Annotated in this window: 17 protein-coding genes, 1 other RNA gene, 1 pseudogene and 1 riboswitch; of the genes and pseudogenes, 9 read left to right on the top strand and 10 right to left on the bottom strand. The window is 62.0% G+C overall.

The features are described 5' to 3' along the window. Positions 1-112: 112 nt before the first annotated feature. From cobO to AC1DYQ_RS03220, 8 genes and pseudogenes are all read right to left on the bottom strand, one after another. Positions 113-682 (bottom strand): cob(I)yrinic acid a,c-diamide adenosyltransferase, encoded by a 570-nt coding sequence (cobO, locus tag AC1DYQ_RS03255; RefSeq protein WP_457280977.1) that lies wholly within the window; start codon positions 680-682, stop codon positions 113-115. Between the two features lie 27 nt (positions 683-709). Beyond that, positions 710-1,483: pseudogene (locus tag AC1DYQ_RS03250) on the bottom strand (ABC transporter ATP-binding protein); the annotation flags it as partial. An 8-nt stretch (positions 1,484-1,491) separates the two neighbouring features. After that, positions 1,492-2,571: a FecCD family ABC transporter permease gene (locus AC1DYQ_RS03245; RefSeq protein WP_477685545.1), complete on the bottom strand. Its 1,080-nt coding sequence runs from the start codon at positions 2,569-2,571 to the stop codon at positions 1,492-1,494. Beyond that, the gene (locus AC1DYQ_RS03240; protein WP_477685544.1) at positions 2,568-3,425 is read right to left on the bottom strand and encodes an ABC transporter substrate-binding protein; all 858 of its coding nucleotides are present in this window, start codon (positions 3,423-3,425) and stop codon (positions 2,568-2,570) included. The genes AC1DYQ_RS03245 and AC1DYQ_RS03240 overlap by 4 nt, the downstream gene beginning before the upstream one ends. 149 nt (positions 3,426-3,574) lie before the next feature. Then, on the bottom strand, positions 3,575-4,162 hold the full coding sequence (gene cobU / locus AC1DYQ_RS03235; RefSeq protein WP_477685543.1) for a bifunctional adenosylcobinamide kinase/adenosylcobinamide-phosphate guanylyltransferase: 588 nt from the start codon (positions 4,160-4,162) through the stop codon (positions 3,575-3,577). Then, positions 4,159-5,007 (bottom strand): ABC transporter substrate-binding protein, encoded by an 849-nt coding sequence (locus AC1DYQ_RS03230; protein WP_477685542.1) that lies wholly within the window; start codon positions 5,005-5,007, stop codon positions 4,159-4,161. The genes cobU and AC1DYQ_RS03230 overlap by 4 nt, the downstream gene beginning before the upstream one ends. Then, positions 5,004-6,344, bottom strand: coding sequence for a cobyrinate a,c-diamide synthase (locus tag AC1DYQ_RS03225; RefSeq protein ID WP_477685541.1), 1,341 nt, complete (start codon positions 6,342-6,344; stop codon positions 5,004-5,006). The genes AC1DYQ_RS03230 and AC1DYQ_RS03225 overlap by 4 nt, the downstream gene beginning before the upstream one ends. A 22-nt stretch (positions 6,345-6,366) precedes the next feature. Next, complete coding sequence (locus tag AC1DYQ_RS03220) at positions 6,367-8,277, bottom strand: TonB-dependent receptor domain-containing protein (RefSeq protein ID WP_477685540.1); 1,911 nt, start codon at positions 8,275-8,277, stop codon at positions 6,367-6,369. 84 nt (positions 8,278-8,361) lie between these two features. Beyond that, positions 8,362-8,647, bottom strand: a riboswitch (cobalamin riboswitch). Between the two features lie 46 nt (positions 8,648-8,693). Between AC1DYQ_RS03220 and AC1DYQ_RS03215 the strand changes: the two genes are divergently transcribed. From AC1DYQ_RS03215 to AC1DYQ_RS03200, 4 genes are all read left to right on the top strand, one after another. Further along, positions 8,694-8,933 carry a DUF904 domain-containing protein gene (locus AC1DYQ_RS03215; protein ID WP_457280495.1) on the top strand — a complete coding sequence of 80 codons (240 nt, stop codon included), beginning with the start codon at positions 8,694-8,696 and terminating at the stop codon, positions 8,931-8,933. Then, on the top strand, positions 8,930-9,265 hold the full coding sequence (locus AC1DYQ_RS03210; RefSeq protein WP_457280494.1) for a cell division protein ZapA: 336 nt from the start codon (positions 8,930-8,932) through the stop codon (positions 9,263-9,265). The genes AC1DYQ_RS03215 and AC1DYQ_RS03210 overlap by 4 nt, the downstream gene beginning before the upstream one ends. Before the next feature lie 66 nt (positions 9,266-9,331). Beyond that, positions 9,332-9,511: non-coding RNA, 6S RNA (ssrS, locus tag AC1DYQ_RS03205), on the top strand. Between the two features lie 92 nt (positions 9,512-9,603). After that, entirely contained in the window at positions 9,604-10,404 is an 801-nt protein-coding gene (locus AC1DYQ_RS03200) for a sulfite exporter TauE/SafE family protein (protein ID WP_457280493.1), read from the top strand. An 11-nt stretch (positions 10,405-10,415) separates the two neighbouring features. Here the strand turns inward: AC1DYQ_RS03200 and AC1DYQ_RS03195 are convergent, their stop codons facing one another. Together AC1DYQ_RS03195 and AC1DYQ_RS03190 are read right to left on the bottom strand one after the other, a co-directional pair. Beyond that, a complete protein-coding gene (locus AC1DYQ_RS03195) occupies positions 10,416-11,375 on the bottom strand; it encodes a LysR family transcriptional regulator (protein WP_457280492.1) in 960 nt (319 codons plus the stop codon). A gap of 109 nt (positions 11,376-11,484) precedes the next feature. Continuing rightward, positions 11,485-12,393, bottom strand: a complete 909-nt coding sequence (locus tag AC1DYQ_RS03190) for a LysR family transcriptional regulator (RefSeq protein WP_477685539.1) — start codon at positions 12,391-12,393, stop codon at positions 11,485-11,487. A gap of 144 nt (positions 12,394-12,537) precedes the next feature. Between AC1DYQ_RS03190 and gcl the strand changes: the two genes are divergently transcribed. The 5 genes from gcl to AC1DYQ_RS03165 all read left to right on the top strand — a co-directional run bounded on the left by gcl (position 12,538) and on the right by AC1DYQ_RS03165 (position 17,721). Continuing rightward, positions 12,538-14,334: a glyoxylate carboligase gene (gcl, locus tag AC1DYQ_RS03185; RefSeq protein ID WP_477685538.1), complete on the top strand. Its 1,797-nt coding sequence runs from the start codon at positions 12,538-12,540 to the stop codon at positions 14,332-14,334. 40 nt (positions 14,335-14,374) lie between these two features. Beyond that, positions 14,375-15,154 (top strand): hydroxypyruvate isomerase, encoded by a 780-nt coding sequence (hyi, locus tag AC1DYQ_RS03180; RefSeq protein ID WP_477685537.1) that lies wholly within the window; start codon positions 14,375-14,377, stop codon positions 15,152-15,154. 30 nt (positions 15,155-15,184) lie between these two features. Continuing rightward, positions 15,185-16,111, top strand: a complete 927-nt coding sequence (glxR, locus tag AC1DYQ_RS03175) for a 2-hydroxy-3-oxopropionate reductase (RefSeq protein WP_477685536.1) — start codon at positions 15,185-15,187, stop codon at positions 16,109-16,111. Positions 16,112-16,563: 452 nt separating this feature from the next. Beyond that, a complete protein-coding gene (locus tag AC1DYQ_RS03170; protein ID WP_477685535.1) occupies positions 16,564-16,944 on the top strand; it encodes an HAD family hydrolase in 381 nt (126 codons plus the stop codon). A gap of 9 nt (positions 16,945-16,953) precedes the next feature. After that, positions 16,954-17,721: a fumarylacetoacetate hydrolase family protein gene (locus AC1DYQ_RS03165; protein ID WP_477685534.1), complete on the top strand. Its 768-nt coding sequence runs from the start codon at positions 16,954-16,956 to the stop codon at positions 17,719-17,721. Positions 17,722-17,742: the final 21 nt, after the last annotated feature.

The following is a 17,742-nucleotide window of genomic DNA, read 5'->3' as shown; positions in this document are numbered from 1 at the left end:
ACCAGCCGGGGCCGCGGAACCGGCTTTGCCGGGCCGCAGGCGCAGCGCCCACCCGGGGGGCAGCGCATTACACGGAGCCGAAGGCGAAGTGAAAAGCGTGGGGGCCATATTTCTAGTCTTCAATGCCACGTTGCGCGGGCACACCCGCCTTGAAGTGGTGTTTGATCAAAGTCATCTCCGTCACCGTATCCGCCAGGTCCACCAGCTCACCCGGTGCATTGCGGCCCGTCAGCACCACATGCACATGCGGCGGGCGTTCGCGCAGGCAGGTGAGGATGGTCTCCAGCGGAATCCAGCCGTAGCGCAGCGGGTACATGATTTCGTCGAGCACCACCATGAAGTGTTCTCCCGCGCGGATGGTGGCTTCTGCCTTGGCCCAGCCGTCGAGTGCCAGTTGCGCCGAGTGGTCCAGGTCGCGGCTCTTCCAGCTGAAGCCGTCGCCCAGGCCTTCGATGGGAATGCCCAGTTGCTCAAACAAGCGGTGCTCACCAAAGCGCGCCGTAGGCACCTTCATGAACTGGTAGACCTTGACGGCCTTGCCGCGGCCATGCGCACGCAGGGCCAGGCCAAAGGCTGCGGTGCTTTTGCCTTTGCCGTGGCCGGTGTTGATCATGATCAGGCCACGACGCTCGGCCGTAGGAACGACACGTTCGTAATCGACGGGTGGGGTTTCAATTTGCATGGGGGCTCTCTTTGCGGGATGGTTGACTTTGGGTAGCGCAATCCACTGCCCTTGCAAGGGATGAACGGCAAGGCGTCCGTCAAATACGTCTTCCAGTGCGCGGTGGGTGGCCAGATCGGCGCAGGCGCCTTGGTGGGTGATGCGGCCTTCAGCCATCACGACCATGGTGTCGGCTTGCAATGCCATGGTGATCTCATGCAGAACGCTGACCACGGTTTTTCCTTCGGCCACCAGCGCACGCACCACGTCCAGCCAATCGGCCTGGTGCGGCGGGTCGAGGTTGGCCAGCGGCTCGTCCATCAGCAGCACCTGGGCCTGCACTGCCAGGGCACGCGCCAGCAGCACGCGCTGGCGCTCGCCGCCGGACAGTTGCCCCAAGGCGCGCTCGCGCCAGTCCCAGGCACGGGTGGCGCGCAGGGCCTGCTCCACCGCTGCACGGTCGGCGACGCTGGGCGGGGCCAGCCAGGCCTGGTGCGGCAAGCGGCCCAGCATGGCCACGTCCCACACCGTCAGGTCATCGGCCGAGGTTTCGTTCTGACCCAGCCAGGCCAGCTGCCGGGCGCGTTCGCGGTGCGGCAGGCTTTGCAGCGGCTGGCCGAGCAAGCTGACTTCACCGCTGTGCGGCAGTACGCCGGCCAGCGCCCTGAGCAAGGTGGACTTGCCTGCGCCGTTGGGGCCGACGATGCTGGTCCATCGACCCGCCGCAATGTCCAGGCTGATGCCGTGCAGTACGTGTTGCTTTTGCAAGCCATTTCCGAGACTGGCCTTTATGGAGTCTGCGCGGACAGCTATTGATTTCATAGCATCACTCATACCGCACGCCCTCCACCCAGACTGCTGCTACGGTGCATCAGCCACAACAAATAGCCGCCGCCCAGCACCGCGGTGAGCATGCCCACGGGCAGCTCCTGCGGCGCGATCAGCCAGCGTGCCAACGTGTCGGCCGCCATCAGCAACACGCCGCCCATAAGGCTGGAGAGCAGCATCAGGTGCGCGTGCGTGGTCTTGACCACCGAGCGCACCAGGTGCGGTGCGGCCAGGCCTACAAAAGCGATCAACCCGGTTTGAGCCACCGCGGTGCCCGTAGCCAGCGCCAGTACCGCCACCAGCGCCGCTCGCATAGGCGCCACCGGCAGGCCCAGGCTGATCGCCGTAGCGTCACCCAAACTCAAACCATCAAGGACGCGCGCCAACAGCCACGCCGCCAGCACACACACGCCCCAGACACTGGCCATGAGCACGCACGAGGTCCAACCGACAAAGGCGGTCGAGCCCAGCATGAAGGCCTGCATGGCCTGCAACGATTCGGGCGAGAACAGCAGCACCAGGTGCGTCATGGCACCCAACACAACGCCCACCACCACACCGGCCAGCAGCAGGCGCAGCGTGTGGCCCACACCGCGCGACAGCACCAGCGTGAGCATCACCGCAAACACGGCGCCCAGAAACGCCGCACCGGTCAACCCCAGACGCACCCACAAGCTGCTGGAGAACACACTGACGGCCATACCGCCGCTCATCATGCTGCCGCCCAACATGCCGGCGCCCCCACCCAAAGCGGCCAATGCCAGCGCCACGCCCAGCGAGGCACCCGAGGCGCTGCCCAGCAAATACGGGTCAGCCAGGGGGTTGCGAAACAGGCCCTGGGCTACGGCACCGGCCAGGCCCAGCAAGGCGCCGGCGGCCCAGGCGCCCAAGGTGCGCGGCAGGCGGATCTGCCAGATGATTTGCTGTGCCATGGCGGTTTGCTGCGGGTCCTGTGCGGGGTTGAGCAGCGGACGAATCAGGTTCTCCAGTCCGGCGCTGCCGACACAGATACCCAACGCCACCAAAGCCAATGCTCCCAGCACACCGGCCCAGACCAGCCAGAAAACGCGGGTTTGCATCATGGTTTGGCTCCCGGGGCGGGCGCATTTTTCAGCAGACATTGGGCCATCAGGCGCGCACCTTCAGCCATGCGCGGGCCGGGACGCACCAGCATGTCGGCCTCGTCGGGTGGGAAGATGCAGACCCGCTGCTCGCGCAGTGCGCGGATGCTTTGCCAGCCGGGCCGGGCCGTCAAACCGCCGGCGCTGCGCTGGCCGATCATGATCAGGTCAGGATTGGCGCGAACGATGTATTCGGGGTTGAGCTTGGGAAACGGGCCCAGCTTGGCGGGTACGATGTTCTGGGCACCGAGGCGCGTGAGCGTTTCGCCAATGAAGGACGACTCGCCGGCCGCATACGGGCCCTGGTTCACTTCAAAGTAGACCTTCACATTGCGCACGCTGACCGGCAGCGACTGGGCTGCGGCAGAGACACCCGCATCAATCGCGCGCCAGATGCGTGCGGCATCACGCACCTCCAGCAACTGGCCGAGCTTGAGTATCACACGCTGCACATCGGCATGGCGCTTGGGCTCCAGGGCCACCACCTTGATGCCCAGCGCCTGCAGCCGTTCGCCCGCGCGGGACGAAGTGGCCATCAGCACCACGTCGGGCTTGAGGGCAACGATCATTTCGATATTTGGGTCCAAGCCACCACCCACCTGTGGCAGCTTCTGCACGCTGGCCGGGAAGTTGGAATAGCGGTCCACACCGACCAGACGCTGGCACTGGCCGAGTTCGCATACGGTTTCGGTTAACGAGGGCAGCAGACTGACGATGCGCTGGGGTGCTGCTGGCAGCGTGACAGTGACGCCGCGGTCGTCGGTGACCTGCAGCGCGTGGGCGGCACTGGTCAGCGTAAAAGCGAACGCAAGCATTAAAGCCGCCAAGACGCGGGGCGGTAGAGGGTTCTGCGCAGGTAAAGGAGGAGCCCGCAAAGCGGGCGGGGGACACGGAGCAGAACGCTCTGCCGCCCCGCGCCCTCGCCGCGGGAGGAGCCCATGAAAACGGCTGAATAGTTGTACCCTCATGCCGTATCTTTCAAAGTCAATGGCAGGCCCGCCGCCATCAACGTCACCCGTTGACAGGTGACGGCCACATCCTGGTTCAGGCGCCCTAGCGCATCTACAAACGCGCGCGTCTCGCGGCCCAGCGGTATCACCCCCAGCCCGATCTCGTTACCGACCAGCACGACCGGCCCCTCGGCAGCCTGTATTGCTCCTAAAAGCATAGCTACTTGCGCCCGTCCCTCCTGCGCTGCGGGCTCTTTTTCCTTAAGACTTTCCGCCGGCATCAATAAATTCGTCAGCCAGAGGGTCAGGCAATCGACAACGACCAGCGTGTGCATGCGGCTGTGCTGCGCGAGGGCCTGCGCCAGTTGCAGCGGCTCTTCGACCGTGGCCATGCCAGGCACGCGTGCGGCACGGTCCTGTTGATGGCGGGTAATGCGTTCGCGCATTTCGTCGTCCCAGGGTTGGGCCGTGGCGATCAACACAGCGCGGTTTTCTGTCGACTGCAACAACCATTGCCGCGCCAGCAGTTCGGCACGGCGTGACTTGCCACTTTTCTGGCCACCCAAAATCAATTCGCTTTTGGCAATCGTCATCGCGTTCATGATTGGTACGCTCCGGCTTGGTCAGCGTCCATCCATCGCAAAATGATCTGGTGCATCCGAGCCACGCCGTCGGTCAGCGCAGCGGGGCCGGGCTGCAGGATGTCGGGCGACTTGATTTCAAACAGCTGGTTGTGACGCACCGCATTCACCGCACTCCAGCCCTCGCGCGCCACCACGTTCTCAGGCCGGAATTTCTTGCCGCACCAGGAGCCCAGAATGATGTCCGGGTTACGGTGCACGATCTCAGTACCGTCGGCAATGATGCGATTCTTGCCCAGCGATTCGGCGGCGAGCTCAGGAAAGCAATCGTCACCTCCCGCAATGCCGATCAGCTCGGACACCCAGCGGATCGCGCTGATGTGTGGGCTGTCCCATTCTTCAAAATACACCTTGGGGCGGCGCGCACCGTTGGCCACCCTGGCTGCGACGGCCACTTGCATGGCACGCAGATCGGCCTGCATCTGCGCAATGCGCTGCGCGCCCTGCTCTGCCTCGCCCACCATGGCAGCCAACTGAAACAGCATGGAGAAAATCTCGGCCACGCTGCGCTGGTTGAAGATGGTGACCTGCACGCCGCGCTTGACCAGGTCCGATGCAATGTCGGCCTGCAGGTCCGAAAAGCCCAGCACGCAGTCGGGCTGCAGTTCCATGATCTTGTCGATCTTGGCGCTCAGGAAGGCGCTGACGCGCGGCTTCTCGTCTCGCGCGCGCCTGGGCCGCACGGTGTAGCCCGAGATGCCCACAATGCGCTGCTGCTGGCCCAGCAGGTAAAGCCATTCGGTGGTTTCCTCGGTCAGGCAGACGATGCGCTGCGGGCCGGGCTGGTAGTGCAGCAAGTCCGTCATGTAACCGCCTCCACAGGTGCGGTGAATAGCTCCGCCACCGCTTCGGGGCAGGATGGAAACCAGGCGTGAAAGTAACTGGCGCGCACCGCACCCTGCTGCCACACGGCCTCACCCGCGTCGTTTGAAGGTTCGGTACCTGGGCGCGATGTTCGGGCCGTCGCCTGCAGGGGCGTGGCCGTGGTCGAGTAATGGAAGGTGTGGCCGCGCAAGGTGCCGCTGGCCAGCGGCAGCTGCTGCGGGCCCAGGCCGGCCAGCAGCTTTTGCATGGTCACCTCACCAGGCAGCACGCCCCATTGCACATGGCGCTCGCCATCCAGCGTGACCAGCGTCTCAAACAGCGCCATCATGCCGCCGCACTCAGCCCACACAGGTTTGCCTGCGGCAATGTGCTCGACCAGACTTTCCCGCATGGGGGTGTTAGCGGCAATCGCCTCTGCGTGCAGCTCAGGGTAGCCACCGGGAATCCACAGCGCGTCGCACGCAGGCAGCGCCGCGCCAGACAACGGCGAGAAAAACACCACGTCGGCACCCAGCGAGTGCAGGGTGTCGAGGTTGGCGGCGTAGATAAAGCAGAAGGCGGCGTCGCGCGCAACAGCGATGGTTTTGCCTTTCAGCATGGGAGCAATGGGCGCAGAGGCTTCCGGTGCCGCGAAGTCCACCGCCCAGCGCTGCAAGTCGTCCAGGGTCATCTGACCCAGCGGCGTGGTGGCCAGCGTATCGGCTGCGGCGTCCAGCCGCTCCATGGCATCTGCCACTTCGGTGGCCACGGTCAGGCCCAGGTGGCGCTTGGGCAGGCTCATCGCGGCATTGCGCAGCACTGCCCCCAACCATTGTTCCGGCGCCACGCTGGCCTGCAGCATGCCCGCATGGCGCGCATTGGCCACGCGATTGGCCAGCACGCCGGCCCAGGGCATATCGGGACGATAGTGCTGCAAGCCAAAGGCCAGCGCGCCGAAGGTTGCCACCATGCCCGATGCATCCACCACCGCCAGCACCGGCAAGCCAAAGCGCTGTGCGAGGTCGGCCGCGCTGGGCTCACCGTCAAACAGGCCCATCACCCCTTCGACAATGATCAGGTCGGCCTCCTGCGCCGCCGCATGCAGGCGCGCGCGGCAATCGTCCTCGCCCGTCATCCACAGATCCATCTGGTACACCGGCGTGCCGCTGGCCAGAGCGTGCCAGCACGGGTCCAGAAAATCCGGCCCGCACTTGAAAACCCGCACCCGGCGGCCCTGCCGCGCATGCAGGCGCGCCAGCGCGCAGGTCACCGTCGTCTTGCCCTGGCCGGAAGCCGGGGCGGCGATGAGAATGGCAGGGCAACGGACGGAGGTTTGCATGGCTGGTGTGGATGAGGCTTACTTACTGGGGCGCCCAGGTCAGGCCGACGTACACAGAGCGCCGGCCATTGGCGTAAGTGCCGGCAGTCTGGTAGACCTTGTCGGTCACATTGTCCAGCTTGGCGACCAGTTTCCAGTCGCGCGACAGCGCCGTCGTGGCGCTCAGGTTCACGAGCGAGTAGCCTGGCAGCACCACGTTGCTGGTGTCGCTGTCGAAGGTGTGCGAGGCCATCACCAGGTCGGTCGCCAGTTGCCAGCTGCCCACTGGCATCTCGGCGCCCAGCGTGCCGTATTGGCGGGAGCGGCGCTGCAGGGTTCGGTTGGTGACCAGGTTCTTGGGATTCTGCAAATCCAGCGAGCCGTGGACGTGAACATTGCCCAGCGCCTCTGCAGCCGTGAACGTCAGCCCCGTGTACTGGGCCTGCGCCGTGTTGGCATAGCAGCCACGATTGCTCAGCACTGTTGGCGGGCCGCCGTTGAGGCAGGGGCCGTTGCCCGTGACATAGCTCAGCAGGTTGGTCAGGCGGTTGCGATAAGCGGTGACACCATACTGGGCAGTCCCCTGGCTGTACTTAAGCGCCATTTCCACACTGCGGCCGGATTCGGGCTTCAAGGTCGAGGTGCCGTAAATGCTGAAGCGCTGGTACAGCGTGGGGACCCGAAAGGAGGTGCCGGCGGATGCGGACACTTTCCACTGCGGTGTGAGCGCCAAGGCGTAGGCGGCGGAGCCGGTGGTTTTGCCGCCGAATTCGCTGTCCGTGTCATGGCGGGCGTTGAACTGCACCGTGTGCGCACCGCCGCTCCAGCCGTAGCCCAGGCTCACGCCATCCAGCGAACGGTTCCCGTTGAGGGTGCTCATGCCAGCCGGCACGGCCGAGGATCCGACCAGGCGGAACACATCGCGACGGCTTTCCAGTGTGGCGCTCAGGAGATGCGCGCCAATGCGGTATTCGTTCTGGAACAGCAGCGTGCTGATGGTGCTCTTGTCGTAAGAAATCTGCGGGGTCGAGCCGTTCAGGCCTTCTTCACCTGAGTCGGTACCTTGCGTGATCGCCAGCTTGGTGCTGTATTGGCCAGACCATTTGGCTTCCCACTGCAGGCCCAGGGTCTGCAGGTCGCTGATACGGCGGAAATCGCGGGTAAGGCCGCCGTCGTACTGCGCATCCATATGGCTCTGCAACACATTGGCTTCAATGCGGTGGTCAGGGTTGATCTGCAAACCCAGCTTGGCATTGGCGCTCTGGCTTTTGTAGCCGTCGGCATCGGGGTTTTGAGCCGGGATGGTCCGGGCATTGAAGCCATCGCTTTGTCCCTGCGTCAAGCCCAGAGAATAGTCAAAGCCGCCCGCTGAACCGCTGGCGGCGAGCTCGACCCGGCTGGTATTGTAGGAACCGTAACCGACCGTCACGGAAGGCGAAAAAGGACCTTGGCTGCGCTTGGTGAAAATCTGGATCACGCCGGCCACGGCATCGGAGCCATAGACTGCGCTGCTGGGGCCGCGCACGATCTCAATGCGATCAATCTGCGAGAGGGGGATGTTGTTCCAGGAGGCGGCTCCAGCCGTCGTCTGCGACTCCATCCTCACGCCGTCTACAAAAACCGGGGTGTGGCGGGTTTCACCGCCACGCACAAAAACGCTTGTATTGCTGCCGATACCGCCGTTACGGGTGATCTGTATGCCCGGCACGCGAACCAGAACGTCAGCCAGCCCCACCGGGCCGGCGCGCTCTATGGTTTCACGGTCAATGACCGTGACATCAGCAATGACATCGCCGATGGGTTGGGCGCTGCGCGTAGCGGTTACCACCATTTCCTTGAGTTGTGGCGTCGCGCCGGCCCGGGCCGCCGGGGCAGTCTGGGACAAGGCGGGAAAGGCAGCGGCCACAGCCAGCGGAAGCACGGCAAGGCGTGTGTGGAAAACACAGGTTTTCATGGAATCAGACAATCAACAAAATACCCTCACTGGCTTCCCCGCCAGTGCATGAGCGTTACAAACGCTCATGCCAGTTCATGGACGTGCGCGTTCACCTTGTTGGCCGGTATCCGGGCTGACGGAACTGCCTCCATCGCCTTCCCAAGCGTGTGTTCAAAACGCTCAGTGGCTAGTGATGAAAGCTGAATGGGCTTCTGACTTGGCGTCAGGAGCCCATTCGTCCGTATTACCGTTGCGGGGGCAGCGCAGGTTAAAGGTCTCGGCGCCAGCGAATCAGGTTGACCTGATGCATGGCTTTGACCCCCTCCTGCTTCCCGTTGAACTGCAGCGTGCGAACCACACTGCGGGCACCAACAGGGCAGATTCTACGCGGGCCTTCCCCATGTCCGGCCGCAAACCCTACAATCGGAGCTGCCATGTCGAACCAAACCCAAATCGACCAGATCGTCGAACGCGTTGAGCGGCTCCTGCTGCGCTATGAGGAGCTGCAGCGTACCAACGAGCTCCTGGTGGAGCAGGTCGGCGTTCTGACGCACGAACGCGACTCCCTCAAATCGCGGCTCGGCGCGGCACGCGCCCGTGTGGATGCACTGCTGGAGCGCCTGCCCGAAACCAACGGGCATGCCGCCAAAAACACCGTGGGAACCGAGTCATGAAACAGCTCGAAGTGCAGATCATGGGCCAAAGCTATTTGCTGGGCTGCCCCGAAAATGGCGACGCCCGAATGCTGGACGCCGTGAACCGTGTTGACATGGCCATGTGCAGGATTCGCGATGCCGGGAAAATCAAGGCACGTGACCGCATTGCCGTTCTGGCGGCGCTCAATCTCGCCTTTGAGCTCCCCGAGCGCACGCCAAACGCCACGCCCACACCCGCCGCGACAACAGCGGAAACAACCGCCAGTGCTGGCGAAACAACGCATCCGCAACTCACAGCCTTGCTACAGCGGCTTGACACGGCCCTGGGTGTTGACGGCCGCCTGCTTTAAGCCCGCGCACCCCTGCGGTAAATCACTCCCTACTTCGCGCGCGAGGGCCGCAAAGGCCTACAATGAACATGTCTGCGATGCGCATTGGGCTTTATATTTCCTTGAACCAATGCTCTTCGAGCACGGGCTTGGTAAATTGTCCGGCAGGTGTGATCGTCTCGCGTCAGACGAACCCGAAACCTGACTGCCCTCGCCCACCTGAACCCCGGTTCAGGATGACGGTCCAGTGGCACTCGCAGACACCTTTCTTTTCTTGTCCCGGATCCGAACGGAATCCAGGCCGCGAACAAAAACAATAGCCGGTTGCGGGCCCAGCCCGCCGTGCCACAGCAGATCTGATGTCTCTCGAACCCCAACTTATTGCCGAACTTCTCTTGTTGGGTCTGTGCACCGGTTTTCTCGCAGGCCTGCTGGGCATCGGCGGCGGGATGCTGATGGTGCCGTTCATCACCTTCATCCTCACGGCAAAGGGCTACCCGCAGGAATACACCGTGAAAATGGCGGTCGCCACCTCGCTGGCCACCATCTGCTTCACCTCGTTGTCATCAGTGCGTGCGCACCACCGGCGCGGGGCCGTGCTATGGCCCATCGTTCGGCTGCTGGCGCCCGGCATTTTGCTGGGGTCATTGATTGGTGCCCAACTGGCAGTGGCCTTGCCGGGAAAAATCCTCAGCATCCTGTTTGCCGTTTTTGTGGCGTTTTCAGCCACCCAGATGTTTCTGGGCCGTAAACCCAAACCCAGCCGCACCCTGCCCGGCCGCCTGGGCACCTTTGGCATGGGTGGTGTCATCGGCATGCTGTCTTCGCTGGTGGGCGCAGGCGGCGCCTTCGTTTCGGTGCCCTTCATGACCTGGTGCAACGTGAAAATCCATGACGCCGTGGGAACCTCGGCAGCGCTTGGTTTTCCGATTGCACTGGCCGGCACCCTGGGCTACATCTGGGCCGGCCAGAATCTCCCGCAAATGCCGCCCGGCTCCATCGGCTTTCTGTACCTGCCAGGGCTGGTCATCATCTCGGTGGCCAGCATTTGTACAGCGCCCCTGGGCGCACGCACGGCGCACCGCATGGACATCCAGCCGCTGAAGAAAGTCTTCGCGGTCGTGCTGTATATCCTGGCAGCCTATTTCCTGCTGCGCTAACCCTTGTTGTGCTAACGGCGGGTGACAGCACGCCGGGGCTGTGCCGTTTTGGGCCGAAAACCAATTGTCTGCTCGATCAACGCCCCGCCATCGGTCATCAAAAAAGTCTTGAACGCCTGCGCTACCGGCGTCAGCCGCTTGTTGCGACGGTGCACGACATACCAATTCAGCATCAACGGAAAACCCTGCACGTCGAGCACGGTCAGGCTGCCCACCTGAAGTTCGCGGCTGATGGTATGCGCCGACAGAAAACTCACCCCCATGCCCGCGATCACGGCCTGTTTGATGGTTTCCGTGCTCTTGATCTCCATCGCGATGTTGAGGTCAGCCAGGTGCGTGCCGAAACCCTCCTCCATCGAATTCCAGGTATCGGAACCCTTTTCACGCACAACAAAGGGTTCGCTGGCCAGGCGCGATAGCGGAATGCGCTTCTTGGCTGCCAGCGGATGGTTGGGCGCTGCCACAACAACATAAGGGTGCGGGGCGAAAGGTTCGCTCACTGTGTCCATGTCCAGCGGCGGGCGCACCATGACGGCCAGATCCGTCAGGTTGTCGGTCAGTTGGCTCAAGAGTTCCTCGCGATTGCAGACGCCGAAGTCCAGCGTCACGCCCGAGTGGCGCCGTGCAAACTCAACGAGCAGGCGCGGAAAGAAATAGTCGCCGGCGCTGATCACCGCAACGTTCAGCTTGCCGCCGGAAATGCCCTTGAACTGCGCCATGGCTTCCTCCACCTCCTTGAACTGCTGGATGATGATCCGGCTGGAGTGAAGCATCTCAATGCCCGCTGGCGTGAGATGAATTTTTTTTCCGAGCTGCTCAAACAGTGGAAGGCCTGCGTGGTCTTCCAGTTTGTTGACCTGGATGGACACCGCCGGCTGTGTCAGGTGCAGCTCTTCGGCGGCTCGCGAAAAGCTCAAGTTGCGGGCCACAGCCTCGAACACCTTGAGCTGGCGCAACGTCGCATTCTTCATCTCGGCCCCTTTAATCCATAACTCATAAGTAATTCATGGTATCAAATGGGTTAGCAATGAATAATCATTCATCGCAGGCCGGACGACCAGAATGGGCTTTCGCCTGTGACTATTTCTGGTCCGCCCACCAGGACTCGCCGAACTGGCCTTGCAGCCAACCGACAAAGCCGTTGACCTTGGCTGGCACCAGTTGGGGCGAAGGATAGACAGCATGGATTTCCTGCGATGGCAGCACCCAACCGTTCAGCAGAGGCACCAGGGCACCGCTGCGCACCGACTCATGCGCCACATACCTGGGCAAGGCAGCCACGCCCATGCCGCCACGCGCAGCCGCCAGCAACGCCGAGAGATTGTTCGAACGCAGCGGCCCACTGACCGAGACCGGACGCGCGTGGCCTTCGGCCCCGTTGAAATGCCAGCGCGCATCGCCCTGTACGGTGCTGTAAATCAGTGCATCGTGCTCAACGAGATCCGCAGGGTCGGCCGGCGCACCGCGCTTCTTGATGTATTCGGGCGAGGCCACGACCACCCACGGGTTGATACCCAGGTAACGCGCCCCCAACGTCGAGTCAGCGAGCGGCCCCATCCGGATCGCCACGTCAATGCCTTGCTCAACCAGGTTGACATAACGGTCTTCGAAGTTCAACTCGATTTGCAATTTGGGGTGCATCTGCATGAAACGCATGACCAGCGGCACCAGCACACGCCGTCCGAAAGCTACGGAGGTAGTGATTCGCAGGCCGCCCTGGACCTGCGACTGTAATAGCGCCGCCACGGTCTCGGCCTCTTCGACATGGTGTGCAATCAGCTTGCACTTGGCGTAGTACAGCGCGCCGATCTCGGTGGGTGTCACGCCGCGGGTCGAGCGGTGGAGCAGCCGTGAACCCAACTGCTTTTCCAGTTGCACCACCAGTTTGGTGGCTGACGGCTGGCCCATACCCATGTCGGCCGCCGCCTTGCTGAAAGAGCCGAGGTCCACCACGCGAATGAAAAGCCGGATGGCTTGAATGCGGTCCATGGCCACAAGTAGACCACGGCGACATCGGCCAGGCAATCATTTATTCCAGTTTGGAATAAGCGTAATGCACAGGATGGGACTTCCCCGCAACCACCAACGTCGCGACCATCCGTCTCAACGATCAGCAACCTCTAGGAGACTTCGATGGCAAAAATGAAGGCCGCCATGGCCGCCGTTCTGGTGATGGAAAAAGAAGGCATCACACAAGCTTTTGGTGTGCCCGGCGCGGCCATCAACCCGTTTTATTCCGCACTGCGTGAGCGACAGTCGATCACGCATATCCTGGCGCGGCACGTCGAGGCCGCATCGCACATGGCCGAAGGCTACACGCGCGCCAAGGCCGGAAACATCGGGGTATGCATAGGCACCAGCGGCCCAGCCGGTACCGACATGATCACCGGGCTGTACTCGGCAATTGCCGACAGCATCCCTATTTTGTGCATCACCGGGCAGGCGCCCCGTGCGCGCCTGTACAAGGAGGATTTCCAGGCGGTGGACATCGAGTCCATCTCCAAGCCGGTCACCAAGTGGAGCGTGACTGTGCGTGAGCCGGCGCTGGTGCCGCGTTCCTTCCAGCAGGCCTTTCACCTGATGCGCTCGGGACGGCCCGGCCCGGTGTTGATCGACCTGCCTTTTGACGTGCAGATGGCTGAAATTGAATTCGACATTGACACCTACGAGCCGCTCCCCGTGTACAAGCCGGCCGCCAGCCGCAAGCAGATCGAAAAGGCGCTCGACATGCTTGCTGCTTCCAGCAAGCCACTGATCGTTGCCGGCGGAGGCATCATCAACGCCGACGCTTCGGATCTGCTGATCGAGTTTGCCGAGCTCACCGGTGTGCCGGTGATCCCCACCCTGATGGGCTGGGGCACCATTCCCGACGATCACCCCCTGATGGCCGGCATGTGCGGACTGCAAACCAGCCACCGCTACGGCAACGCCACCATGCTGGCCAGCGACTTCGTCATCGGTATCGGCAACCGCTGGGCCAATCGCCATACCGGTTCGCCCGAGGTATATTGCAAAGGCCGCACCTTTGTACACGTCGATATCGAGCCGACACAGATTGGCCGGGTGTTCAATCCGGACTTTGGCATTGTCAGCGACGCCAAAGCCGCACTGGAACTGCTGGTGCAAGTCGCCCGCGAACGCAAGGCTGCCAAGAGCCTGCCTGACTATCGCAGCTGGGCCGCCCGCTGTGCTGAGCGAAAAAAGCTCATGCACCGCAAGTCCCACTTTACCGAGATGCCCATCAAGCCGATGCGTGTTTACGAGGAAATGAACAAGGTGTTTCCGCGCGACACCATTTACGTAACAACCATTGGCCTGAGCCAGATTGCCGGCGCGCAGTTTCTCAATGTGTACGGACCACGCCAGTGGATCAACTGCGGCCAGGCGGGGCCGCTGGGCTGGACTATACCCGCGGCCCTCGGTGTAGTGGCAGCCGACCCGACACGTACCGTTGTCGGGCTGTCCGGCGACTATGACTTCCAGTTCCTGATGGAAGAGCTGGCCGTGGGTGCGCAGTTCAACCTGCCTTATGTGCAGGTGCTGGTTAACAACAGTTATCTGGGCCTGATCCGCCAGGCCCAGCGAGGTTTTGAGATGGACTACTGCGTGCAGCTGGCTTTCGAGAACCAGAACGTACCGGAAGGCGATGGTGATCTGCGCAGTTACGGTGTGGACCACCAGGCCGTGGTGCAAGGCCTGGGCTGCAAGTCATTGCGCGTGACCGACCCTGAAAAGATCAATGACGCCATGGTCGAAGCACAGGTGATGGCACGCAAATACCGGGTGCCGGTGGTTGTGGAAGTCATCCTCGAAAAGGTCACCAACATCGCCATGGGCACGGAAATCGACAAGGTCAACGAGTTTGAAGACATCGACTGCCGGCACCCCAAGGGCCGTGAAGGCCTGGAGCTGGCCGGCTTGCTTGAGTAAGCCCGTAACAACGGCCAACACCCCCACCAGCAGAGAAACCATGCCTAAATTTTCCGCCAATCTCAGCATGCTTTATACCGAGCATGCGTTCCTCGACCGCTTTGAACCAGCTGCGAAAGCTGGCTTCAAGGCGGTGGAGTTTCTGTTCCCCTACGCCTTCAGCGCCGCCGACATCAAGGCCAGGCTCAATCACAACGGTTTACAGCTGGTCCTGCACAACCTGCCCGCCGGCGATTGGGAGGCCGGTGAACGCGGTATTGCCTGCCACCCCGACCGCGTGGAAGAATTCCGTGCCGGTGTTGCCCAAGCCATCGCGTATGCCCATGTGCTCGGTGTGAGTCAACTCAACTGCCTGGCCGGCAAAACACCCGCAGGGGCCGGTGACGCCGTTCTGCGCAAAGCTTTTGTCGATAACCTGCGCTACGCAGCCAGCGAACTGAAAAAAGCCGGCCTCAAATTGCTGATCGAACCGATCAACACCTTTGATATTCCGGGCTTCTATTTGAACCGCACGACCCAGGCACTGGACATTCTGGACGAGGTCGGTGCCAACAACGCCTTCGTGCAGTACGACATTTACCACGCGCAGCGCATGGAAGGTGAAGTGGCGGCGACGATACAAAAACATCTGGCACGCATCGCTCACATCCAGCTGGCCGACAACCCCGGCCGCAACGAGCCGGGCACTGGCGAGATCAACTACGCATTTTTGTTCACGCATCTGGACCGCCTTGGCTATGGCGGCTGGATAGGTTGCGAGTACAAACCTGCCAGCACGACGGATGCCGGGCTGGGCTGGCGCCAGCGCCTGACAAGCTGACCCGCACCACCTCACAAGGACTCCGTTTACATGACCTCCAACACCCTGAAAATCGGCTTCGTCGGCCTCGGCATCATGGGCACGCCCATGGCCGGCCACCTGATCAAGGCCGGGCACCAGCTGTTTGTCCATACCCTCGGCAAGATGCCCGACACGATTGCCAGTGGCAGCGCCACGCAATGCGTGAATGCCCGCGGCGTGGCAGAGCGCGCGGACATCATCTTCATCATGGTGCCCGATACCCCTGACGTGGAGGCTGCGCTGTTCAGCGAAGGCGGTATCGCCGCCGGTCTGAAGGGTTCGTCCGCAGACGCAGGTGAACGCAAGGTTGTCGTCGACATGAGCTCCATCTCGCCCATAGCCACCAAAACCTTTGCGCAGAAAATCAACGCACTGGGCTGTGACTACCTCGACGCACCGGTTTCCGGCGGCGAAGTCGGCGCAAAAAATGCGACGCTGTCCATCATGGTCGGGGGCCCGCAAGCCGTGTTTGACCGCATCAAGCCGCTGTTTGAATTGATGGGAAAGAACATCACGCTGGTAGGCGGCAACGGTGATGGACAGACCGCCAAGGTGGCCAACCAGATCATCGTGGCGCTCAACATCGAAGCTGTGGCCGAGGCGCTGCTGTTTGCCGCCCGCGCCGGCGCTGACCCCGCGCGTGTACGCCAGGCCTTGATGGGCGGCTTCGCGTCATCGAAGATTCTGGAGGTGCATGGTGAACGCATGGTCAAGCGCACGTTTGATCCGGGTTTTCGCATCGAACTGCACCAGAAGGACTTGAACCTGGCGCTCTCCACCGCGCGCCTGCTCGGCATCTCGCTGCCCAACACGGCCACCGCGCAGGAGCTGTTCAATTCCTGCGTCGCACACGGTGGCAAGACCTGGGACCACTCTGCCATGGTGCGCGCACTGGAGAAACTGGCCAACTTCGAGATCGGCCAGCAAGTCGGGTGATCGTTGCCGGAACGCGCTGCACAAGCGTGGATCCGGCGTCTTTGCGTTGCGTCCGTTTGCACCGGGAATTAACCGTCCCCAAAGTCGCTCCGCACCGCTCATGCAGCCGGCATTGGGCCTGTTATTGGTCCAGCCGAAGAAAAAAGTCTCGTGCGGCCGGATCGCATTCCGTGATGGAACTGCCGAAAAAACTCCAGCCTCCATTTCTCACCCCCACTTGTTCGGGATTGGCGTCCGCACGCAGGCGCGCCGGAAAGTCACTGCACTCTTACCCACCTGCGTGAACCACAACCCTTCGCGCCTGGCATTATTCATATATAACTCATAGATAATCATTTATATGAAATACTTTAACTATCATTAATCATCCATTCTTTCTACAGTTGTCTTAAGCCCGGTGCATCGCGCATCGAAAAGTGCCCCAGAGCATCCACCCATCAAAGGAGACCTCCATGCTCAACACCTCGCTTGACAACACGGCCGCCGACCGGACCGATCAGACCCGCCACGCCTACAACGCCGCATTCGAAGAGCTCGGCTTGACCTGGCACTGGGATGCCCCCACTTATGCCCGATTGCAGGCACAAGGCCAGGATGCCGTGCGTACCTATCTGGAAACCGAGCAGGCGCATCTGCTGCGAGCCTACGAAGCAGATTTCCTGGTTGAGGCCATCGAAGCGGCCAAGGCCCGCTGCCATGCCAGCATGGTCGCCAGCCGGGCAAACCCGGCTCCTTATGCCGGCTGGTCCAGCCATTCACTCACGCCAGCCAATAGCCGGCCAAAAAACACCACGCCAGCACCCCGGTTCACGCCGAGTGCGCTGTACACGTGAAGGGCCGGAATGTCTAACCGTTGGCTACGTTTCAGGGAAGGCAATTCAACCGGCTTCGGAACTCTCGAGGGAGAGAGCATCCGGGTTTGCCAGGGCAACATGTTCTCCGGTGCGACACCCACAGACCGAGCGTTGCCCCTGGCCAGCGTCGAACTCTTGATGCCGGTACGGCCTAGCAAAGTCATCGCGATGTGGAACAACTTCCACGCCCTGGGTCAAAAACTCAACCTGGCTGTGCCAGCCGAGCCGCTCTACCTGATCAAGGCGCCGAACTCCTACCTGGATCCAAACGGAACCATCCTCAAGCCCCCATGCAATGGCAAAGTAGTTTTTGAAGGCGAACTGGGCATCGTGATCGGCAAAACATGCAAGCAGGTTCCCGAGCACGATGCGATGGATCATGTGTTCGGCTACACCTGCGCCAACGACGTAACGGTCGCCGACATACTGAACCGTGATGCCTCGTTTGCCCAGTGGGTTCGCGCCAAGGGGCTGGATACCTTCTGCCCCTTCGGTCCCGTCGTGGCCACAGGTCTTGATCCGGACAAACTGGTAGTTAAAACCATCCTCAACGGCGAGATCCGCCAGGACTATCCCATCAGCGACATGCGCTTTTCAGTGAAGCAGCTGGTGAGCTTGATATCCCAGGACATGACACTCCATGCAGGCGATATCATCCTGTGCGGTACGTCAATCGGCGTGGGATCCATGAAACCGGGAAGCACGGTCGAGGTGGAGATTGCCGGTATCGGCAGGCTCAGCAACCGATTCGAATAACGTTTTTACCAGGAGTACGGG

The organism is Polaromonas sp. P1_F4 (genome assembly GCF_056405675.1).
This window is presented reverse-complemented; position numbering and strand designations above follow the sequence as displayed.

What these genes read in the sequence shown, in the direction of transcription:
- cobO (WP_457280977.1), bottom strand. Translation starts at nt 682, where the DNA reads ATGCAAATTGAAACCCCACCCGTCGATTACGAACGTGTCGTTCCTACG.
- AC1DYQ_RS03245 (WP_477685545.1), bottom strand. Translation starts at nt 2,571, where the DNA reads ATGATGCAAACCCGCGTTTTCTGGCTGGTCTGGGCCGGTGTGCTGGGA.
- AC1DYQ_RS03240 (WP_477685544.1), bottom strand. Translation starts at nt 3,425, where the DNA reads ATGCTTGCGTTCGCTTTTACGCTGACCAGTGCCGCCCACGCGCTGCAG.
- cobU (WP_477685543.1), bottom strand. Translation starts at nt 4,162, where the DNA reads ATGAACGCGATGACGATTGCCAAAAGCGAATTGATTTTGGGTGGCCAG.
- AC1DYQ_RS03230 (WP_477685542.1), bottom strand. Translation starts at nt 5,007, where the DNA reads ATGACGGACTTGCTGCACTACCAGCCCGGCCCGCAGCGCATCGTCTGC.
- AC1DYQ_RS03225 (WP_477685541.1), bottom strand. Translation starts at nt 6,344, where the DNA reads ATGCAAACCTCCGTCCGTTGCCCTGCCATTCTCATCGCCGCCCCGGCT.
- AC1DYQ_RS03220 (WP_477685540.1), bottom strand. Translation starts at nt 8,277, where the DNA reads ATGAAAACCTGTGTTTTCCACACACGCCTTGCCGTGCTTCCGCTGGCT.
- AC1DYQ_RS03215 (WP_457280495.1), top strand. Translation starts at nt 8,694, where the DNA reads ATGTCGAACCAAACCCAAATCGACCAGATCGTCGAACGCGTTGAGCGG.
- AC1DYQ_RS03210 (WP_457280494.1), top strand. Translation starts at nt 8,930, where the DNA reads ATGAAACAGCTCGAAGTGCAGATCATGGGCCAAAGCTATTTGCTGGGC.
- AC1DYQ_RS03200 (WP_457280493.1), top strand. Translation starts at nt 9,604, where the DNA reads ATGTCTCTCGAACCCCAACTTATTGCCGAACTTCTCTTGTTGGGTCTG.
- AC1DYQ_RS03195 (WP_457280492.1), bottom strand. Translation starts at nt 11,375, where the DNA reads ATGAAGAATGCGACGTTGCGCCAGCTCAAGGTGTTCGAGGCTGTGGCC.
- AC1DYQ_RS03190 (WP_477685539.1), bottom strand. Translation starts at nt 12,393, where the DNA reads ATGGACCGCATTCAAGCCATCCGGCTTTTCATTCGCGTGGTGGACCTC.
- gcl (WP_477685538.1), top strand. Translation starts at nt 12,538, where the DNA reads ATGGCAAAAATGAAGGCCGCCATGGCCGCCGTTCTGGTGATGGAAAAA.
- hyi (WP_477685537.1), top strand. Translation starts at nt 14,375, where the DNA reads ATGCCTAAATTTTCCGCCAATCTCAGCATGCTTTATACCGAGCATGCG.
- glxR (WP_477685536.1), top strand. Translation starts at nt 15,185, where the DNA reads ATGACCTCCAACACCCTGAAAATCGGCTTCGTCGGCCTCGGCATCATG.
- AC1DYQ_RS03170 (WP_477685535.1), top strand. Translation starts at nt 16,564, where the DNA reads ATGCTCAACACCTCGCTTGACAACACGGCCGCCGACCGGACCGATCAG.
- AC1DYQ_RS03165 (WP_477685534.1), top strand. Translation starts at nt 16,954, where the DNA reads ATGTCTAACCGTTGGCTACGTTTCAGGGAAGGCAATTCAACCGGCTTC.